The organism is Synechocystis sp. CACIAM 05 (genome assembly GCF_010222815.1).
In the GTDB taxonomy this organism is placed as follows: Bacteria; Cyanobacteriota; Cyanobacteriia; order Cyanobacteriales; family Microcystaceae; genus Synechocystis.
This window is the reverse complement of the sequence record NZ_CP019225.1, coordinates 797396-816649: the sequence shown is the minus strand read 5'-3', so window position 1 is coordinate 816649 and position 19254 is coordinate 797396. Positions and strand designations below refer to the sequence as shown.

The following is a 19254-nucleotide window of genomic DNA, read 5'->3' as shown; positions in this document are numbered from 1 at the left end:
ATGGAAAAAACGGAAATTATGGCGCATTCCCCCATGGTCACCACCAATTCTCCCACTCGAGTTGCCATTCTTGAAAATGGCGATCGCCTCAATCGTCAAGAGTTTGAGCGAATTTATGCTGACTCTCGAATCAAAAAAGCCGAGCTAATTGAAGGAATCGTTCACGTGGCTTCTCCCCTCCGTCACACTTACCATGGCCAACCCCACAGTGCCATAATCACCTGGCTAGGAACTTACCAAGCCCAAAGAACTGGACTGGCTGTTAGCATTGAGGCCACTGTGCGGTTAGACGATGAAAACGAACTCCAACCCGACGGGATATTATTTCGACTAGATGGCAACGCCCAGATAGATGAAGATGAATACATTAGTGGCGCTCCAGAGTTAGTGGTGGAAATTGCCGCCAGTACTGCTTCCTACGACCTCCATAGCAAAAAACGGGTTTACGAAAACCATGGGGTGAAGGAATATCTGGTTTGGCGTACCCTCGACCAGGAAATTGATTGGTTTGTGCTAGTGAATGGGAAATATGAACGCCTGATTCCCGACGACAATGGATTGATCATCAGCCAAGAATTTCCCGGCTTAGTGCTCAATACCCCTGCTGTTTTGGCCAATAACATGGCCGATGTGATTGCCATCCTTAACAGCTTTTCCGATTAGTCCAAACAGTAAAATTTGGGCAACCAAAAAGAATTTCACGGTAATATTCAGCGGCATTTACCCTCTTTTAAGCAGAAAAAAAGCTATGGACAGAGTTGCCCCGGTTCCGCCCAGAAACGGCCCCGACAATGGCTCCTTTCCCCGACCCAATTCACCTGCCATCGATCGCCGACGGGGACAAAATCCACTCTGGTTTGGTGCCCGCTGACGGAATCATCACAACTGCCCATTTGGGTGAGCAAAACAGCGACGGAATTATCGCCAACCACAGTGGCCGTGGCACTCTTGGATCGGAAACAACCAAAATCCCCTTCCCCTAACTGCTGGGGCAACAAAGGTTGGCCGTAGAACTGTTGGATGAGTTGATTTGGACTAGTAAGTGTATTGAGATTAGACCATTGCCAAAATGTCCGTTGGGGAAGTTCTGTAAAAGGGGCAACGGCAAACATTTGGCGATCGGGCAGATCAATTTGCCCGTCCCACTGATTGCCAGAATTTTGGTCGCCTTGGGCCGTAGCAGGCAGAGCCAGGGAAATCGTACTGACCAGGCCAAATGAAATTAATGGTCGGCAAAGGATGAAAAATTTCATATCTATGACAATGATTAGACAATTGCACTGAATTTATCGGAAAATCTGTCAGCAAAGTTAGTGATGTACCAATGATGATACCAGGGAAATTCCCGGTAGGATAATTAGCCCCCCAGCATTTGTAACTGGTACAAACTAGCGTAAAGTCCCTTGATGTCTAATAGTTGGTCATGGTTGCCAGTTTCCACAATTTCCCCGTGTTTGAGCACGAAAATGCGGTCCACATTGCGAATGGTCGATAAGCGGTGGGCAATGATGATGGAAGTACGATCCTGGAGCAAATGTAACAAAGCCGCTTGAATATCCGCTTCAGTGCGGACATCTAGGCTAGCGGTGGCTTCATCCATCACCAATACATAGGGTTCCCGAATGGCCACCCGAGCAAAGGCTAGTAACTGTTTTTGTCCCCCTGACAAATTACTGCCCCGTTCCCGTAATTGAGTGTGGTAACCCTGGGGTAATTCTTCAATCAGGCGATCGACGCTGGTTAATTGGGCTGCCCGTTGCACTTCTTCCAGGCTGTATTCTTCCCCTAGGGTAATGTTCCGTTTCACGTCCCCGGCAAAGAGGAAACTATCTTGGAGAATGACGCCAATAAAACGGCGCAGTTGCTGTTGAGACAACTCACGAATGTCAATGCCATCCACTAAAATGCGACCCCGGGAGGGATCGTGCAGGCGACACAGTAGACGAATAATCGAACTTTTTCCTGCCCCCGTTGGCCCCACTAGGGCGACTTTTTCCCCGGGTTTGATGGTGAAGTTTAAATTTTTCAGCACGTACTCGTCTGGTTTATAGCCAAACCAAACATTTTCAAAGCAAATTTCCCCATGGCTACCCCGCAAAGCACCATTGATTTCAATGGGGGTAATCACCGCTTGATCTTTGATTTCTACCGGTTCTTCCATTAATTCCCCAATGCGCTCGATCGCCGTAAAGCCCGATTGAAACATGGTGAATTTATCGGCAAACTGTCGCAGGGGATTAAATAGCCGTTGTCCGTACAGAATAAACGCCGCCAACACCCCAAATTCCAGATTATCCCGCAAAATTAGCCAGCCCCCCAAACCCAGCACCCCGGCGATCGCCACCAAACTTATCCATTCCAAGGTGGCCGACACAGCAGAGTCATGGAAAATAGTTTTATCCACTGCCCGACGATATTTTTCATTCACGCGACGAAAGGAACGACTGTTTAACTCTTCCCGACGGAATAATTGCACCACATTGATACCGGCCACATTTTCCTGAAGCTGGGAATTAAGGCGAGATAACTCCTCCCGAGCTTGGTAGTTAGCTTTGCGATATTGTTGCTGGAAATAAATAATCAACACAGTCACCGGCACCAACATCCCCACCAGTAGCAGGGCCAACTGCCATTGCACCCAAAAAATAGTCACGATGATAGCCAGAATGGAGACAATGTCACTGACCACACCGATCGCCCCACTGGCAAATACTTCCCCTAATGCCTCCACGTCACTGGTGATACGGGTTACCAAACGGCCCACAGGGGTACGGTGAAAGAAGTTTACCGACAAAGAAGTGACATGTTCAAATAAATCCTGACGCACATCGGCGGTAATTTCCTGCCCCATTTTTTGCACAATAAAGCCCTGTAACCCCAAAAACAGCAACCGAATGACAATGGTGACTGCCAAGATAATCACTAGGGTATGTAAGGCCCTATCCAATGGCATGGCATCCAAAAAGCCCCAGGCTGGTTCCTCCCGCAACAGGGAAACTGCTTGCCCAATGATTAGGGGTTGCACTGCTCCAGAAAAAGCCACAGGAATCAGTAAAACTAACGCCGCCGCCAGTTCCTTGGGATAGCGCTTGACGTAAGGAAGCAGACGCAATAACAAGCGCCAATCATTATCAGACGGGGGAGCAGCAGGGGGCGGGGTCATGGAGAAAGAGATAATTGACAGGGAAACTGACTAATATGTTCAAATGGAGAGATTTCGTAACGGGAAACCCGATTTACCTTTGGTCTAACAAGATTACATAAGTCTTAAAAGCAAGCGACCATTTCCCAGCTCGCCAGGACTTAGGCAATGGTTGAGCAAGGCAAAAGGCCATTGTACTTTCACAAATCTAACCCATCTATCCCCCTAGGGTTTGAGGCGATCGCCCAACGGTGAAGTTGTGGAGGCGGCGAGAGACTTGCAAGTAGCAGTTAATGCCAACAATTCACGGTCGTCGGTTTCCTCGAGCCCAAGGATTGCCACGTAAGGCTCACCAGCCAATCCAAGAGCTTTGGCGAACGCAGGTTCGGTTTTCAAGCCAGAACGTTTCAATTCCGTCACGGTTGATTTTAGACTAGGAGACAAAGCGAGCAACCGCTGTTCAACCCGAAAATGCCGTACGCCCCACTGTTTGTTTGTCGGAATTGGCTGGCAGAAAATCTCAACGTCCCATTCAAACGCATTGAACTGAACAATGATGGATTCATGATTTTGAAAACTTCCGTGTCGAATTTGAAAGCCATCTTGAGATTCAAACTGACGCGTTGCGAATCCTGCGAATCGGTCAAGATCGTCACAATAACAAGCAATGTCGATATCGCTGTTGGACACATCAATTCCAAGCGGCGGCGTTCCGATCACAATTGGATCGAATATACACAGATTGGCCAACAGATCAAAATTCTCAATTGCTTTTTCGTAAGGGATTCGCATCGGGAATAAATAACCCCGCCGCAAGCAGCGGGGTATCGAAAGAATTTAGAAGAGACTTAGTTGAAAGTCTTAATGTAGCCGCAAATAGTCCTTTCCTTGTTTTTGCACATATTTGGTGACCGTATTTTCATCCCCGTGTTTGCCCACTGCACTTGTGAAATAACCATCACTGCCATATCTATATCTATCTGAAACTCTCGGAAATCTTTGGGCCAATTTAACCGTTAATCTTGACTACATTTGTTCTACAGAGCGTAACCAGAGGGTAAAAGTTGAGCCTGGTTGGTTTGGGTCGCTAGATAAACCGTTGGGGCTAGTGACGGTGATTTTGCCCCCCATCTGGGCTACCAAATCCGCCACGATCGCCAAACCCAAACCTGTGCCATTAATGGGACCCTGGGCTTGGGTGCCCCGATAATTGCGCTCGAAAATTTTCCCTTGATCTCCCACAGGAATGCCATAACCCGTGTCGGCGATCGCCAATGTGACCCAATCCATTCCAGAAGATGACACTTTTTCTAAGGCAAGACTAACTTCTACGAGGCCACCGTTGGGAGTGTATTTAATCCCATTGTCCAAAAGATTATTAACCACTTCCCGCAAAGCTAAACGGTTAGCCATCACCACGGTATCAATCAAAGCAATTTGGGCTGTTAAAGTGATATTTCTCTCGGCGGCGATCGCCTGATGGGCCAGCAAAATGGGAGGCAAAACCTCCCCTAGGGAAAAATTGGCCAGAGGTATAGTTTCCACCCGGTCCGCCGGGGGCAAAACCGGGATTGTGGTCACTGGGGAACTTGACAACAGGGGCACTGCTTCAGGGTCTTGGGATTGACTTGCTTCAAAGCTTTGTAACAATTCCTGGAGGTGTTCTCCCTGGCGGACAATGCCCTCCACCACCTGTTGACTTTTGTCGTCCCCGTGCCAACGTTTGAGCAGTAGCTTACTAAAAGTTTTTAGGGCAGTGAGGGGATTGCGAAGTTGGTGCAAGAGGTCAGCCCAATGTTGTCGCTCCCACTGGTATTGTTGATTTTGTTCCTCCCAAGCCTGGCGATACCAATCCTGTTGTTGGTCCAATAGGCAGGCCACCGCTAAGGATTTGGCGATCGCCTCCAACTGCATCATTTCCTCCCCATGCCACTGGCCCTGACTGCGGTGAATTACCAACAGCCCCACCATTTCCTCCCCATAAACCAAAGGTAAAACCAAGCGCTTATCTGCATCGAAGGGAGGAGGTTCCAAACGACTACGACGACTTAACTGGCCTACCCCCACGGGAACTGCCGGCAAAGAAAAATCGTCCATCGGGGGAGATACCTCTCCTTGTGGTAGACTTATTAACCCATAACTTTCTGACTCAACCACCTTTGAACCATGGGAAACCACCAGCGGCACCAATCCCTGTTCCGTTTCTTCTTGATTTAGATAAACGCCGCACCAGTCCACCCGCAATCCCTGTTGCAAAAGCCGAACCTGTGACTGACAAAGGGAAATTAACCCAGCACTGGGGGAATACATTGATGAGATGGAACCGGCCATGGGGCTTGTGGTGGGGCTAGACCCCAGGAATGTTAAGAAATATTAAGATTTAAATTGGTCTTTTTATGGCCCTAGGGGGCAGTTTTAGGGGGTGAAACCCTACCTAAATGGTGTTTAGAATCAGCGATCCCCTTAGCGCCGCAAGGGCTTGAGGGGCTTGATATTTAGAATTAGACCGGATATAATCGGCACGGCTTTTGTAACTATCATTACAGCATATAGCTGAAATAGGAGGTAACTGGGTTGGCACGTAAACGCAAACGGAAGAGTCGTCGTCGTCAAGAAGGTCGTAAGATTTTGGAGCTTGTTCCTCAGTTTAATATTGAAAGCGGCGAGGATAAGCCTGTCACGGCCGCTCGTCGCTACATCCAAGCTAACGAAATTCAGCCCCCGGCCTTGCTCATTGTAAAACGAAATGAGCACACTACTGATCGATATTTTTGGGCCGAGAAGGGACTGTTTGGGGCCCAGTATGTGGAAGAGAATCATTTTCTATTCCCCAGTCTGCGGGAGTATCAACTACCCACCCCTAGCACCAAAACTCCTGTAGGCGCTGGAACTCGTTAACTGAGCGGTTTCTAGGCAATAGTATTGGTTTTGTCCGGGCTGGTCTCTCTTAGCAAGTTGACTCCAGATTGGGTTCTGGGGAAAAACTCCACCTGAACTGGGGGAAGAAGCGGTCTGTTTTCGCTTCCATTCCTGTCCAAGGAGCTCCGCTCCAACGGAATCATGTCATGTTTTGGCAACTGAGTCCACTCTAGCCTGCGGGTTGGGGTGGCTGTTGCTGTCCGTTAATAATGCCCCTCATCCTTCTTTTTTTCACAATAGATCTAGAGATCTAGCCAAGAAAATTGAGAAATTGCTGGATCACAAAGGCATTGGCAATGTCGATGAAGAAGGCCCCCACCAAGGGTACAACGATGAAAGCCTGGGGAGCAGCGCCGAATTTTTCCGTCACTGCGGTCATATTGGCGATCGCCGTGGGGGTGGCCCCCAGGGTTAAACCGGAATAACCGGAGCAAACCACCGCTGCGTTGTAGTCTTTGCCCATGAGGGGAAAAATAACAGCAATGCTGTAGAGCACTGTGGCCATGAATTGGACCAGGAGGATCAGGGCGATCACTCCGCCAATGTCGGCTAAGGTCCAGAGTTGTAGGCTCATCAGGGAGATAGCCAGGAATAGTCCCAAACTAACGTCGGAAATCAGGGCGAGGGAAGGGGTTTCCGCCGGCCAAGGAAATTTTTTAAAAGCGAGGGGAATGGTGTTGGTGAGCACAATCCCCGCCAGTAAACAGGAAACAAAGGCCGGCAACATTAACCCCAACCTAGCAACCAGATCGTTAATTTCATAGCCAAGACCGATGGTAACGCCAATGACTAAAATGGTGTGGAGCATGGTGTTGTAATCAATTTGCACATTGTCCTGATCTCGCCGGATGCCAATGGTCAAATCTTTAGTGTCACAATCCGGTTCTAACTTATTGCGGATAATTAAAAATTTGGCGATGGGGCCTCCCACAATGCCCCCGAACACCAGCCCAAAAGTGGCACAGGCTATGGCAATTTCCGAAGCATTACGGATGGCGTGGTTATCATAAAAAACCGGAGACCAGGCGATCGCCGTGCCATGGCCACCACTCAGGGAAATGGACCCGGAGAGTAAACCTACTGGTAACGCCTGCCCCAATAGGGAAGCCATACCCACCCCGACAAAATTTTGAATTACTAAAAAACTCACCGCTGTTGCTAAAAGAATCAATAGGGGTTTGCCGCCCTGGAGTAGGACTTTTAACTTGGAAGATAGACCAATGCAGGTAAAGAAAATAATTAAAAAAGCATCCCTAATCGGAAAATTGAAAGCTACTTCTGTGCGAAAAATACCGTAGATGAGACCAAAAAATAGGGAAGCCAGCACTCCACCGGAAACGGCATCGGGAATATTAAAACTCTGCAAAAACTTAATTTTTTTAGTGAGATATTTACCAATGTAAAGCACTAAAATTGCGACAATAATTGTCTGGCGTATGTTGAATTGAATAGTTTCCATAATCGCAAATTTCAATCTCTACGTGGTCACTGGTCTAGGATGGTTAACAGACAACCTTGGGCCCAAGTCAGAATGGTATACTAACAAGCCTGTAATCAACTGGGCTTAGGAGATCTTGGTCGTCGTGGCATCCCCATACAACGCTGGTGAAATCGAGCAAAAATGGCAACAACGCTGGGCTGAATGGGGGTTGGACAAAACACCGATCGCCTCTGATCTGCCTAAATTTTATGCCCTGTCCATGTTTCCCTATCCTTCCGGGAACCTCCACATGGGCCATGTGCGCAACTACACCATCACCGATGTCATTGCTCGGTTAAAACGAATGCAGGGTTACCAGGTGTTGCATCCTATGGGTTGGGATGCCTTTGGTTTACCGGCGGAAAATGCAGCCATTGAGCGGGGTATTCCCCCCAAGCAGTGGACAGAAAAAAATATTGCCCAGATGCGAGCCCAGTTGCAACAGTTGGGGCTTTCCATCGATTGGGAACGGGAAGTGGCCACCTGTGCCCCCGATTATTACCGTTGGACCCAATGGTTGTTTTTGGAATTTTTCCAAGCGGGTTTGGCCTATCAAAAGGAAGCCACCGTTAATTGGGACCCCATTGATCAAACAGTGTTGGCCAATGAACAGGTGGATAGTGAAGGCCGCTCCTGGCGATCGGGGGCCATGGTGGAGCGTAAATTATTGCGGCAATGGTTCTTAAAAATCACCGACTACGCTGAAGCTTTACTGAATGATTTAGAGCAATTAACGGGCTGGCCAGAACGGGTCAAACTGATGCAGTCCCATTGGATTGGCAAATCAGTGGGGGCTTATTTGGAATTTCCCATCAAGGATAGTCAGGAAAAAATTGCTGTTTTCACCACCCGCCCGGACACGGTTTACGGAGTTACCTACGTGGTTTTAGCCCCAGAACATCCTTTAACCAAGGTGGTTACCACAGCAGAGCAACAGGGCACAGTGGATGAGTTTGTCGCCATGGTGGCCAAAGAAAGTGAAATTGAACGGACAGCGGAGGATAAACCCAAGCGTGGTGTTAAAACCGGTGGCATTGCTATCAATCCCTTCAACGGCGAAAAAATTCCCATTTTAATTGCCGATTATGTTTTATACGAATACGGCACCGGCGCAGTGATGGGGGTTCCCGCCCACGATCAACGGGATTTCAAATTTGCCCAGGATAATAATTTGCCTATCCAAGTGGTGATTATTCCGGAAGAGGCCGATAACAGTGATGTGAATTTGACGGCGGCCTATACCGAAGCGGGGGTGATGGTTAATTCAGCTCAATTCACCAACATGGCTTCCCCCAAAGCAAAACAGGCCATTATTAAATTCGCTGAAGATAATAATTATGGCCGGGCCAAAGTGCAATATCGTCTGCGGGATTGGTTGATTTCTCGACAACGATATTGGGGCTGTCCCATTCCCATCATTCATTGCGATGACTGTGGAGCAGTGCCCGTACCGACCAAGGATTTGCCGGTGGAACTGCCGGATAATGTGGAATTTTCCGGTCGTGGCCCCTCTCCCCTAGCGAAATTAGATGATTGGATTAATGTGCCTTGTCCCAGTTGTGGAAAACCAGCCCGGCGGGAAACGGACACTATGGATACGTTCATTGATTCTTCTTGGTATTTTCTCCGTTACGCCGATGCCCAAAATACCGAGTTGCCTTTTGATGGGGAAAAAGTTGCCCACTGGTTGCCGGTGGACCAATATGTGGGGGGCATTGAACACGCCATTTTACATTTACTTTATTCCCGCTTTTTCACCAAGGTTTTGGCCGATCGCCAGTTAATTCCCGTCAAAGAACCGTTCCAAAAATTGTTAACCCAGGGCATGGTGCAGGGTATTACCTACAAAAATCCCACCACGGGCAAATATGTGCCGGCGAAGGATTTGCAAACGGGACAACAGGTAATTGATCCCAAGGATCCAAAGGACCCCGACAGTGGGGAACCGTTACAGGTTTTCTACGAAAAAATGTCTAAATCCAAATTTAACGGTGTGGATCCCCAAGAAGTGTTGGCTAAATATGGTGCCGACACCGCCCGGATGTTTATCCTTTTCAAAGCCCCTCCAGAGAAGGATTTAGAATGGGACGATGCGGACGTGGAAGGTCAATTCCGCTTTCTCAATCGGGTTTGGCGCCTAGTAACCGATTACATTGGCGATCCCGCAGGGATCCGCTTCGCGGTGCGCCCCGAAACCTTAGTGACCAACGAGCCTTTAACTAAAGCGGAGAAAGATTTACGGCGGGCTATCCATGGGGCAATCAAAGAAGTGGCGGAGGATTTGAACGACGATTACCAGTTCAACACCGCCATTTCCGAAATGATGAAACTCAGTAATGCCCTAATTGCGGCGACGGATTTGATTTCTTCTCCCGTTTACCAAGAAGGCATTGAAACCCTGTTGTTACTTCTTGCTCCCTTTGCGCCCCATTTAACGGAGGAATTGTGGCATCGTTTGGGTCGTACTGACTCCATTCACCAACAGGCTTGGTTGCAGGCGGATCCCACTGCCCTAGTGTCGGATGAAATTACTCTGGTTATTCAAGTGCTAGGTAAAACTAGGGGTACCATTACTGTGCCCGCCAGTGCCGATAAAGCCCAGTTGGAAGAATTGGCCCGTAATTCTGATTTGGCCCAACGTTATTTGGAGGGTAAAACCATCAAAAAGGTAATTGTCGTGCCGGGTAAATTAGTCAATTTTGTGATCACCTAGACCCAATTTTGCGAGGAAATTGCGCCAATGAAAAAAAATGCTGACCGGAAAGTTACCAGATCAAAACAGGAATTGGTAGTCAGATCTTTTTTTGGTCTATTTTTTCTAGCTCTGGCGATCGCCATTCTGGTGTTATCCACCCCGGCCAATAGAATGGGATCATTGTCTGCCGCCCTGATTATCAGTAGCTTGGGGGCAGACGAATTGATCAGTCTTCGTTTACAAAGGCGATCGCTCCTATCTCGCATTGGATCATTGCCATAAATTGGGGACAACTTTTTAGGCGACAACAGTTAAGTTTGAATCTTTGTAATATTGGGAATCATATCTAATGGGATGGGAAACCATCTTTGTTATACCGATGAATTCCTCCACCACGGTTTGGTCTATTGCGCCAGAAGCGGTTTACGAACGGTTGGAAACGGGTCCCCAAGGTTTATCCGGCGAGGAAGCGGCCCGAAGATTGCAACGCTATGGACTGAACGAGCTAGCGGAACCGGTACAACGAGCTTTATGGTTGCGTTTTGCTGACCAGATGACCCATTTCATGGCGCTATTGCTCTGGGTGGCGGGCATTCTGGCCTTTGTTTCCGGTACGCCCCAGTTGGGTTGGGCCATTTGGGCGGTGATTTGGATCAATGGTTTGTTTAGCTTTAGTCAGGAATTTCGGGCCGAAAAAGCTCTGGCGACCCTCAAAAAAGTTCTCCCAGCCCAGGTAAAAGTTTATCGGGACGGCACTTTACAGTCTGTTCTGGCGAGGGAATTAGTGCGGGGGGATGTGGTGCAATTAGAAGAAGGCGATCGGGTATCGGCGGATTTACGTTTAGTTTCAGCGGATAGTTTGTACGTTGATGTATCAGTGATGACGGGGGAATCATTACCCGTGGCTCGTTTTGCCGAATCGGCCCAAATTCGGGAAGTTGTTCCTAAACGGGGCGGAAAAGTTTTAGTCCATGGGGGGGAAAGGGCACTGCAAGATCCGGTTAAAGCCCAGGAAATTCGCAATTTAGTCCTGGCCGGTTCCACCATTGCCACGGGGCGGGGAGTAGGGGTTGTCTATGCCACCGGAGCGGAAACGGAATTTGGCCATATGGCCCATCTCACCACTAATGTTAAGCGGGAACCCAGCACCCTGGAAGTACAAATTAGCCAGATTGTTCGCATAATTACCCTGATTGCCGTTGGCATGGGAATTTTGGTGTTTGTGTTAGCTTCCCTGGTTACCCATCTGGAATTAAAGGAAAGTTTCATTTTTGCCATTGGTATTATTGTTGCCCTAGTGCCAGAGGGTTTGTTGCCCACGGTGACTTTATCCCTGGCCATGGGGGTGCAACGGATGGCCAAACGCAATGCTTTGGTGCGGCGGTTATCGGCGGTGGAAACCCTCAGTGCCACTACAGTTATTTGTACAGACAAAACCGGGACTTTAACTAAAAATGAAATGACCGTCCGTTCTCTTTGGATTCCGGCAACGAACCATGGCCAAACCTTAACGGTGACGGGGGAAGGCTATGATCCCAGCATGGGCAAAATTACCTTTCCCCCAGGTAAAGATGAAAAACAACAGGTTAAATTACTGCTCATTGGTTCCGCTCTTTGTTCCAATGCCCATTTGATTCATCCTTCCGGTTCCAGCCGTTGGCAGGAAATGGGAGACCCCACCGAAGCGGCATTATTGGTGGCCGCTCTGAAGGCAGATTTTGATTTAGAACAACTCCAGCAAGATTATCCCCGGCGCAGGGAAGTGCCCTTTGATTCCCGACGACGGATGATGACGGTGGTTTTGGATTGGCAAAAGCAAAAGGCTGGGGAAAATTTGCCTTTCCTTACTTCCGGCAGAAATGATTTGCCATGGGAAAATTTGGCTTTTACCAAAGGTGCTCCCCTAGAGGTGTTGCGCTGTTGTCAATCCATTTTAAAAGCTGGACAGGTGATCGAACTAACTCCTGGCGATCGCCAAATCATTACCGAAGCGAATGATCACTACGCCAAGGAAGGTTTTCGAGTATTGGGCTTGGCGGTTCGGGCCGACCATGAAAATTTACTAGAAGCATCACCCCAAACCCTAGAGCAACAATTAATTTTCGTGGGTTTAGTGGCCATGTTTGATCCCCCTCGGCCAGAGGTTCCTGAGGCGATCGCCCGTTGTCATGGGGCTGGCATTGCTATCACCATGGTCACTGGGGACTATGGCCTCACCGCAGAGGCGATCGCCAGAAATATTGGTCTGGTCAAAGAAAAAGTACGGGTGGTAACTGGGGACGGACTAACCCATTTATCGGATGCCCAACTGCGACAGATTTTAAAATATCGTTCTGGTCTTATCTTTGCCCGCATGGCCCCGGAACAAAAATTGCGCTTAGTGCAAGCTTATCAAAGCTTGGGGCAGATTGTGGCGGTAACGGGGGACGGGGTTAATGACGCTCCAGCATTGCGGGCGGCTAACATTGGCATTGCCATGGGCTTAAACGGGACCGATGTGGCCAGGGAAGCGGCGGATATTGTGCTTACCGATGATAATTTTGCCACCATTGTCAGTGCAGTGGAAGAAGGCCGTACAGTTTATCAAAACATCCGTAAGTTTATCACCTACATTTTGGCTTCCAATGTAGCGGAGTTAGTACCATTTTTAGCAATGATTTTTCTCAATATTCCCCCCGCATTACTAATTATGCAAATTCTAGCCATTGACTTAGGAACGGACATGGTTCCGGCCTTAGCATTGGGTATAGAAAAAGCTGAAGTCGGAACGATGAAATTGCCTCCCCGCAAAAAAAATCAAGCCCTATTAGATCGTGCTTTATTATTAAGAGCTTACTGCTTTCTAGGCATAATTGAAGCGGGTTTGGGCATGGCCGGATTTTTCTTAGTTTGGGGAAGTTACGGTTACGGATTAGCTGAGTTACAAGCCGTTACGACAAGTATTCTCCATCACACAGCAGATCCAATTTTAATGGCTATCTATGCCCAGGCCACCACCATGACCCTAGCAGTGATTGTGGCCTGTCAAGATGGGAATGTTTTTGCCTGCCGCTCAGAACGCACTTCTGCCTTCAAGTTAGGCTGGTTTAGTAATCCCTTAATTTGGATTGGCATTGCCACGGAATGGATGTTAATTTTATCTTTAATGTATTTTCCTCCTCTCCAAGCTATTTTCACTACCACTCCACTGACAAATTGGCAATTTGCTCTGCTTCTTTCCTGTCCTCCTTTATTGTTAGGAGCGGAGGAGTTACGGAAATTTAAATTCCTATGATCATAATGACTTGAATGACTACCATTGTCTTTACTTTACATCTTCTAGCTCATCCTGGTGAAAAAACTCTAATACCTCAAGCTTAAGTAAATCCAATTGATTTGATGGTAGAGATTGTTCATCTTTTCGGTAATCTGTGACCCATCATGTTTGCTTGAAGAAGTGGAGTGGAGCCAATCACCAAAAGGGTAAGTCTACCTCACCTTAAAAAGTTTTTACGATCGCCATTATTCAGCCAGTTGAAAATTGCCCTTACCAAGACGTTTGACTTTCATCAACTGATTATCTGCCTGTTCTACCCAATACTGGAGTGCTTCACCCTGGTTGGCAAATACACTGACTCCCCCCATACTCAAGCTGATTGCCATGGGCCCCGTAGATGTGGGTACTGGATTTTGAGCAATGGTGGCTTGAATTCTTTCTAGGAGCACAGCGGTCTGCTCCCGACCAGAACCAGGCAGAATAAGCATGAATTCATCTCCTCCCCATCGGCCCAAAATATCGTAGGAACGAAGAACTGAAATGATTAAACGGGCACTACCCTGTAGAACCTCGTCTCCGACTAAATGACCGTGTTGATCGTTGATTTGTTTAAAGTTGTCAAAATCAATCATGACAATGGAAATAGGAGAATTTTTGCGGGTAGCGTACTCCCATTCCCGTTTTAGAAGGGTTTCAATGCCCAAACGGTTCCAGAGTCTTGTTAAGCTATCGACCATGGCCACCCTTTCAAGTTCATCCAGTTCTTGAATTAGCTGTATTTGAGCCTCCGATAGGGCGATCGCCGCTAGTTCAGACTCCACCATTTTGGAGAGGTCGTAGAGAATTTCCTGTTCTTCCGCCGACAATTCCCGGGGCACCCGATCAATGGCGCAGAGGGTTCCCACATGGATATCTTGACCCAAATTAAGGGGATAACCGGCATAAAATCGGATGAAAGGCTCGTCGGTTACCAAGGGATTGTCAGCAAAGCGTTCATCCTGGGTAGCATCCTCGACCAACAGTAATTCATCCCTGAGGATGGCGTGGGCGCAAAAGGCAATTTCACGGGGAGTTTCAGAAGCATTTAACCCTTGAATAGATTTAAACCACTGGCGTGATTCATCAACTATTGATATAGCGGCAATGGGCACTTTGAGGGACCGGCAGACCATACGGGTAATACGCTCAAATCTTTCTTCAATGGGAGTATCCAAAATATTGAGTTGCCTCAAAACTGCCAGGCGTTGCTCCTCATTTTGCGGTAATTTAGCTTCCATCCCTACATTTCCTGACTTTGCTGTGGCTGAATTTTTACTTTACTGAAACTTTACCTAAACCGTAAAAAATCTCTTGAACATGTGAGCCTTTAGCTCATTAGCCACGGTGATTGCAAGGTCCTCTAAAAACTGAATATCGTCGTCGGATATTTCCCTGGGCTTAGTGTCATAAACACAGAGAGTGCCCACATGGATATTATCGAGTATTTTCAGGGGGTGACCAGCATAAAATCGGATGTGGGGGGCCTCGAGGACAAGGGGATTGTCGGCAAAACGGAGGTCAGATAGGGTATCGGAAATAACTAGGGTGCGGTCCTCCAGAATTGTATGGGCGCAGAAGGAGACACAGCGGGGAGTTTCGGTTAAGTCTAAGCCCCGAATGGATTTAAACCATTGACGATTTTCATCAACTAAAGAAATGGCAGCTACGGGCATATCCAGCACCCGACATAATAGCCTAGTAATGCGGTTGAACTTTTCATCGCTTGGCGTATCAAGAATTTTAAGATTCTGTAGATGGGCTAAGCGCTGCTGTTCATTGGCTGGGATGGCCGCTTGTTGCATTGGCTGGGCAATTGTTGATTGAGTTGCGTTCCTGAATAGTTAGATCAATTAGTAATCACACCAATGGTGCGAGACCTGTGACCTTTTCCCATGTGCATACTCAGGATATCGCAAAGCTATGCTCAATCCCTGGATAGGGAAAAAAAGCTAATTGATGTCAGGTTTTACACTTTAGTTTGGCGATCGCCGATAAAAAGTAGCACAGAACACAGTTAACTTAATCATCCCTAGCTAGGGTAGGGGATATTGTTTCTAGGGTTCCGATTCCTGGTGATGTGGGGAATGGCTGGTCCGAGAGAAACAGGCTAGGCTTTGTAAAGATTTTTGCCACTAGCTACACGGCGGGACAAAAGCCCGGGAGACTTTAATGACCAGTGCTTAGGTGTTGTCATTAATAACTCCTGGGCAGATTTTGTTGTTTAGCTAGTAACTACCTATGAGCGATGCCACCCCGTTTCGTCCCCCTTCTGAAGGTGAAGAAGCCTTAATCAAGGAAACTCAATTACCCTTGACCGGTTGGCAACAGGAGGTTGACCAAGGGCTAACCTATGGTCTGGAGGCCGCCGCCAGCATTAAAGACCGCTCCATCCCTACCTTCTCCCGGGGAGAATTGCCCCACTATGCGGGCATTAACACCTTCATGAAGGCTCCCTATCTGGAGGATGTCCGTAACGTCGGCAATTACGACGTGGCGATCGTCGGAGTGCCCCATGATTCTGGCACCACCTATCGACCAGGTACCCGTTTTGGCCCCCAGGGGATTCGTCGTATTTCTGCTTTGTACACTCCCTACAACTTTGAAATGGGGGTGGATTTACGGGAGCAAATTAGTCTCTGTGACGTGGGGGATATTTTCACCATTCCCGCCAACAATGAGAAATCCTTTGATCAAATTTCCAAAGGTATTGCCCACATTTTCAGTTCCGGAGCGTTTCCGATAATTCTGGGGGGTGATCATTCCATTGGTTTTCCCACGGTGCGGGGCATCTGTCGTCATTTGGGGGATAAAAAAGTCGGCATTATCCATTTCGATCGCCATGTGGATACCCAGGAAACGGACTTAGACGAACGGATGCACACTTGTCCCTGGTTCCACGCCACCAACATGGCCAACGCTCCAGCTAAAAACCTAGTGCAATTAGGCATTGGTGGTTGGCAAGTACCCCGCCAGGGGGTCAAAGTTTGTCGGGAACGGGCTACCAACATTTTGACCGTCACTGATATTACCGAAATGGGTTTGGATGCGGCGGCGGACTTTGCCATTGCCCGGGCCACCGATGGCACCGATTGCGTTTGGATTAGTTTTGACATTGACTGCATTGATGCAGGTTTTGTCCCCGGCACCGGCTGGCCAGAACCCGGTGGTTTACTACCCCGGGAAGCTCTGTATTTACTTAAACGTATTATTCGGGAAACCCCCGTTTGTGGCATGGAAGTGGTGGAAGTTTCCCCTCCCTACGACATTAGCGACATGACTTCCCTAATGGCCACCAGGGTAATTTGCGACACCATGGCCCATTTAGTGGTTTCTGGCCAATTACCCCGCACCGAAAAACCTGCCTATATTCATGCGGAAGCCAATATGGCAGTGGACGAGCCCTGGCAATAGTAACTTTAACTTGACTAATTATTGCCAAATTGATGGCTCTGAAATAATCGGCGATCGCCTTTGGGAGAGGTAAAAATGCATGAAACAGACATGACCAAAGCCCTGATTATGACCATTCAGGATTGGTTTGATCAACAAGTTGAAAAACCCCAAATCACCAAGATTCACCTCCTAGTGGGTCAGTTTACCTGTGTGGAACCAGTGAGTTTGCAATTTGCGTTTGAAGTGCAAACCAAGCAGACCTTTTTAGATGGGGTGGAATTGGTAATCAAAGATGTGCCTTTGGTTGCCTACTGCCATACTTGCCAAACGGAATATAGTCCCGAAATTGGTTTGCAATATTCCTGTCCCACTTGCCGATCGCCCATGGATGATATCCGTTCAGGGCGGGAGCTAAAAATTGACCGCATTGAACATCATCAGTGCACTCCGGCTTAAGCCCTAACCCACCGAGACCAAATTTTTTTCTTTACTTGTCCACTGCTACTGCGAAGAAACTATGCACCAATCCATTGATACGGCGATCGGTCTAAATTTGCTCCACGCAAACCAGGCCGGTGCCGACCATAATCGAGCACATTTTGATGAATGGGGTATTACCTGTTTAAACCTAATGAGTAGCCCCGGAGCCGGTAAAACTGTTCTGCTCGAAAAAACCTTGGCCGCCCTCCAAAGTGAGTTAAAAATGGCAGTTATTGAAGGGGATATGACCACGGAATTAGACGCTGATCGCCTGCGGCAATACGGTAGCCCTGTAATCGCCATTAATACCGGTCGTTCCTGTCATTTAGATGCCAAAATGGTGGCAGGAGGAATTCATCGTTTACAGGAGGATTACAATCCTAAAGAATTTGATTTGGTGCTGGTGGAAAATGTGGGCAATCTAGTTTGCCCAGCGGAATTTGAAGTGGGAGAACATAGCAAAGTTGCATTACTCAGCGTTACCGAAGGGGAAGACAAACCCCTAAAATATCCAGTTATGTTCCAGGAAGCAGATTGTTTACTAATTACTAAAACTGATCTGATTCCCCATTTAGATATTGATCTAGAAAAATTAGCCGCTAACGTCCGTTCCATGAACCCCCATGTGACCATTATTCCAGTATCCGCTAAAACCGGAGAGGGTTTAAGTACTTGGTTTAGTTGGATCAAGAGTCAAGTTAAAGTACCGATGATAGTTTCTATCTAGAAATTTTTAAAAAGTCAAAATCAACACAGTAAAACTTTTCAATTTAGTTTTATATATTACTAACAACTAGCGGAGAAAACATCGATGCCGAGACGTAGTTTAATTTCCTTAATTCTGATTTTTTGTAGCACTATACTATTAACTGTCAGTTGTGCCCAAACCCCAGAGCAATCCCAAACCTCTGCTCCGGTTCCCGAAGGGCCTCCCATTGTCATTGGTTATAGCAACTGGGCGGGTTGGTGGCCCTGGGCGATCGCCGAGGAAGAAGGCCTATTTGCCAAAAACGGTGTCAATGTGGAAATGAAGTGGTTTGACGGTTATCTGGAATCCATGCAAGCCTTAGCCGCCGGGCAGTTGGATGGCAATAGTCAAACTTTAAACGACACCATTTCCTTTGCTGGGGAGGCAGTTAACGGAGAAGTGGCAGTACTAGTGAATGATAACTCCGCTGGCAATGACAAAATTATTGTTACCGCCGACATCAATACTGTTCAGGACCTCAAGGGTAAAACCGTGGCGATCGAAGAAGGGGTAGTGGATGATTTTCTGCTCAGTTTAGCTCTAGAACGGGAAGGCATGAGCCGGGATGATGTGGTAATCAAGCCTTTGGAAACAGGGGCGGCGGCGGCGGCCTTTGCAGCGGGACAAGTGGACGCAGTAGGGGCGTTTCCTCCATTTTGGTTAACAGCTCTGAAACGGGAAGGCTCTAAAGAGTTAGTTACTTCCGCCGAATTTCCCGGAGCTATTCCTGACCTTTTAGTCGTGACAGAAAAATTAATTCAGGAAAAACCAGAGCAAGTACAAGCGTTAGTTAACACCTGGTTTGATATTCGTAAATTCATGGAGGAAAATCCCGAAAAATCTGATGAAATTATGGCTAAACGGGCGGGGGTTAGCCAAGAAGAACTACAACTATTTAAGGATGGCACTCGCTTTTTAACTCTAGAGGAAAATTTAGAAGCTTTTAGCCCTGGAGATAGTATGGTGCACATGCCCTTTGCTGCCCAAAAAATGGCAGATTTTATGACTAAAGTCGGCTTTATTGAAAAAGCCCCTGACCTGACCAAGATTCTCGATGCTCAGTTTGTGAAAACCTTAGCTGGTAAGGCTTAGTTTTTACTTC

16 protein-coding genes and 1 riboswitch are annotated in these 19254 nt (G+C 47.7%); of the genes, 9 read left to right on the top strand and 7 right to left on the bottom strand.

The features are described 5' to 3' along the window. The first annotated feature begins 18 nt into the window (after positions 1–18). Positions 19–663 carry a Uma2 family endonuclease gene (locus tag BWK47_RS03815; RefSeq protein WP_237269786.1) on the top strand — a complete coding sequence of 215 codons (645 nt, stop codon included), beginning with the start codon at positions 19–21 and terminating at the stop codon, positions 661–663. A gap of 83 nt (positions 664–746) precedes the next feature. Here the strand turns inward: BWK47_RS03815 and BWK47_RS03810 are convergent, their stop codons facing one another. The 4 genes from BWK47_RS03810 to hik2 form a co-directional block, all read right to left on the bottom strand. Further along, positions 747–1253, bottom strand: coding sequence for a hypothetical protein (locus BWK47_RS03810; RefSeq protein ID WP_237269785.1), 507 nt, complete (start codon positions 1251–1253; stop codon positions 747–749). 104 nt (positions 1254–1357) lie between these two features. After that, positions 1358–3163, bottom strand: coding sequence for an ABC transporter ATP-binding protein (locus BWK47_RS03805; RefSeq protein ID WP_162327634.1), 1806 nt, complete (start codon positions 3161–3163; stop codon positions 1358–1360). A 204-nt stretch (positions 3164–3367) separates the two neighbouring features. Beyond that, entirely contained in the window at positions 3368–3934 is a 567-nt protein-coding gene (locus BWK47_RS03800) for a DUF4269 domain-containing protein (RefSeq protein WP_162327633.1), read from the bottom strand. A gap of 234 nt (positions 3935–4168) precedes the next feature. Further along, a complete protein-coding gene (hik2, locus tag BWK47_RS03795; protein ID WP_162327632.1) occupies positions 4169–5473 on the bottom strand; it encodes a two-component system sensor histidine kinase Hik2 in 1305 nt (434 codons plus the stop codon). A 243-nt stretch (positions 5474–5716) separates the two neighbouring features. Here hik2 and BWK47_RS03790 point away from each other — a divergent pair, with 243 nt between their 5' ends. Further along, positions 5717–6040 (top strand): DUF3155 domain-containing protein, encoded by a 324-nt coding sequence (locus BWK47_RS03790; RefSeq protein WP_010871933.1) that lies wholly within the window; start codon positions 5717–5719, stop codon positions 6038–6040. Positions 6041–6311: 271 nt separating this feature from the next. Here BWK47_RS03790 and gltS read toward each other — a convergent pair whose 3' ends face one another. Beyond that, complete coding sequence (gene gltS / locus BWK47_RS03785; protein WP_162327631.1) at positions 6312–7520, bottom strand: sodium/glutamate symporter; 1209 nt, start codon at positions 7518–7520, stop codon at positions 6312–6314. A gap of 124 nt (positions 7521–7644) precedes the next feature. Here gltS and leuS point away from each other — a divergent pair, with 124 nt between their 5' ends. From leuS to BWK47_RS03770, 3 genes are all read left to right on the top strand, one after another. After that, positions 7645–10254 (top strand): leucine--tRNA ligase, encoded by a 2610-nt coding sequence (leuS, locus tag BWK47_RS03780; protein ID WP_162327630.1) that lies wholly within the window; start codon positions 7645–7647, stop codon positions 10252–10254. A gap of 27 nt (positions 10255–10281) precedes the next feature. Next, positions 10282–10518: a hypothetical protein gene (locus BWK47_RS03775; RefSeq protein WP_162327629.1), complete on the top strand. Its 237-nt coding sequence runs from the start codon at positions 10282–10284 to the stop codon at positions 10516–10518. Positions 10519–10615: 97 nt separating this feature from the next. Then, complete coding sequence (locus BWK47_RS03770; protein WP_237269784.1) at positions 10616–13510, top strand: cation-translocating P-type ATPase; 2895 nt, start codon at positions 10616–10618, stop codon at positions 13508–13510. A gap of 227 nt (positions 13511–13737) precedes the next feature. Here BWK47_RS03770 and BWK47_RS03765 read toward each other — a convergent pair whose 3' ends face one another. Together BWK47_RS03765 and BWK47_RS03760 are read right to left on the bottom strand one after the other, a co-directional pair. Beyond that, positions 13738–14769, bottom strand: coding sequence for a GGDEF domain-containing protein (locus BWK47_RS03765; RefSeq protein WP_162327627.1), 1032 nt, complete (start codon positions 14767–14769; stop codon positions 13738–13740). A gap of 54 nt (positions 14770–14823) precedes the next feature. Continuing rightward, the gene (locus tag BWK47_RS03760) at positions 14824–15333 is read right to left on the bottom strand and encodes a GAF domain-containing protein (protein ID WP_162327626.1); all 510 of its coding nucleotides are present in this window, start codon (positions 15331–15333) and stop codon (positions 14824–14826) included. Between the two features lie 241 nt (positions 15334–15574). Next, a riboswitch (guanidine-I (ykkC/yxkD leader) is annotated at positions 15575–15696 on the top strand. A 73-nt stretch (positions 15697–15769) separates the two neighbouring features. Between BWK47_RS03760 and BWK47_RS03755 the strand changes: the two genes are divergently transcribed. From BWK47_RS03755 to BWK47_RS03740, 4 genes are all read left to right on the top strand, one after another. After that, positions 15770–16942 (top strand): agmatinase family protein, encoded by a 1173-nt coding sequence (locus BWK47_RS03755; RefSeq protein WP_162327625.1) that lies wholly within the window; start codon positions 15770–15772, stop codon positions 16940–16942. A 75-nt stretch (positions 16943–17017) separates the two neighbouring features. After that, positions 17018–17380 (top strand): hydrogenase maturation nickel metallochaperone HypA, encoded by a 363-nt coding sequence (gene hypA, locus BWK47_RS03750; RefSeq protein ID WP_162327624.1) that lies wholly within the window; start codon positions 17018–17020, stop codon positions 17378–17380. Positions 17381–17441: 61 nt separating this feature from the next. After that, positions 17442–18131, top strand: a complete 690-nt coding sequence (gene hypB / locus BWK47_RS03745) for a hydrogenase nickel incorporation protein HypB (protein ID WP_162327623.1) — start codon at positions 17442–17444, stop codon at positions 18129–18131. Positions 18132–18215: 84 nt separating this feature from the next. After that, positions 18216–19244 (top strand): aliphatic sulfonate ABC transporter substrate-binding protein, encoded by a 1029-nt coding sequence (locus BWK47_RS03740; RefSeq protein WP_162327622.1) that lies wholly within the window; start codon positions 18216–18218, stop codon positions 19242–19244. Positions 19245–19254: the final 10 nt, after the last annotated feature.